Annotated in this window: 2 protein-coding genes; one reads left to right on the top strand and one right to left on the bottom strand. The window is 51.1% G+C overall.

What is annotated here, in order from left to right; genetic code table 11:
* The first annotated feature begins 74 nt into the window (after window positions 1-74).
* Window positions 75-542: a macrodomain Ter protein MatP gene (gene matP, locus QMM04_RS22555; RefSeq protein ID WP_282997114.1), complete on the top strand. Its 468-nt coding sequence runs from the start codon at window positions 75-77 to the stop codon at window positions 540-542.
* A gap of 73 nt (window positions 543-615) precedes the next feature.
* On the opposite strand, the gene ompA is transcribed toward matP, so the two are convergent.
* A partial coding sequence (gene ompA, locus QMM04_RS22550) for a porin OmpA (protein WP_282997113.1) occupies window positions 616-1,267 on the bottom strand: 652 nt, incomplete at its 5' end.

Below are 1,267 nucleotides of genomic sequence, written 5' to 3'. Positions count from 1 at the left end.
ACATGTTTTTCCTTGCTGCATCCGGGAAAAAAGCTGTTATTCTTAGTTTGTTACGTGATCACGATGAGATTCCGATGAAATACCAGCAACTCGAAAATCTTGAAAGTGGATGGAAGTGGAAATACCTGGTGAAAAAGCATCGGGAAGGTGAGCCGATCACCCGTCACCTTGAGCTCAGCGCTGCCCAGGCGGCGGTGGATACCTTACTGACGATGGAAAATAGCCCCGTTGACGTTGGTGAGTGGATTGCTGAGCATATTCATCCTGATCTCGAGAATCGACTTAAGCAAACCATCCGTGCACGCCGTAAGCGCCACTTCAATGCGGAGCATCAGCATACGCGCAAAAAGTCTATCGATCTTGAGTATCTTGTGTGGCAACGACTGGCGGGATTGGCCCAGCGACGCAGCAACACGCTGTCAGAGACCATTGTGCAGTTGATTGAAGATGCAGAACGTAAAGAGAAGTATGCCAGTCAGATGTCGACTCTGAAGCAGGATTTGCAAGCGATTCTGGGCAAAGGCGGAACGGAGAACGAATAGCGAAATTGTTCATTCGCGATGTCAGAGACATAAAAAAACCCCGCCGAAGCGGGGTTTTTTATTGCGTGATAACTTAAGCCTGTGGCTGAGTTACAACGTCTTTGATACCTTTCACGTCGATTTCAACGCGACGGTCTGGCGCCAGGCAGTCGATCAGGGCATTGCGGCCTTTCACGCTGTCACAGGTGTTGCCAGTCACTGGGTTAGATTTGCCCATACCGCGTGCAGAGATCTTGTTAGAAGGGATACCTTTAGATACCAGGTAATCAACTACAGACTGAGCGCGTTTCTCAGACAGTTTCTGGTTGTACTGCTCTGAACCGATACGGTCAGTGAAGCCCAGTACTACAACAGAACCGTCTTTAGGATCCATTGAGCTCAGCTGGCTGTACAGCTGATCCAGAGCCTGCTGGCCTTCTGGCTTCAGGGTCGCTTTGTTGAAGTTGAACAGCACGTCAGACTTCAGAGTGAAACGCTTGGTTTCAACAACTGGCGCTGGAGCTGGTGCCGGAGCAACAACTGGTGCAGCTTCTTCATCCTGACCGAAACGGTAAGAAACGCCGACGCTCAGCATGCTGTTGTCTGGACGCGCACCAACGGTACCTGCGTCACCGATGTTGTTAACCCACTGGTAGTCCAGGCGAGTCGCCCAGTTTTTGGTCAGTGCGTATTCAACACCAACAGCAGCCAGCGGAGAAACGCCGGTGTCGTGGTTGCTGATGCGA

Origin of the sequence: Pantoea sp. Pa-EAmG (assembly GCF_030024295.1) — a bacterium.
GTDB classification, from domain to species: Bacteria; Pseudomonadota; Gammaproteobacteria; order Enterobacterales; family Enterobacteriaceae; genus Pantoea; species Pantoea dispersa.
The sequence above is the reverse complement of the archived record's forward strand: the minus strand, read 5'-3'. Positions and strand labels throughout refer to the sequence as shown.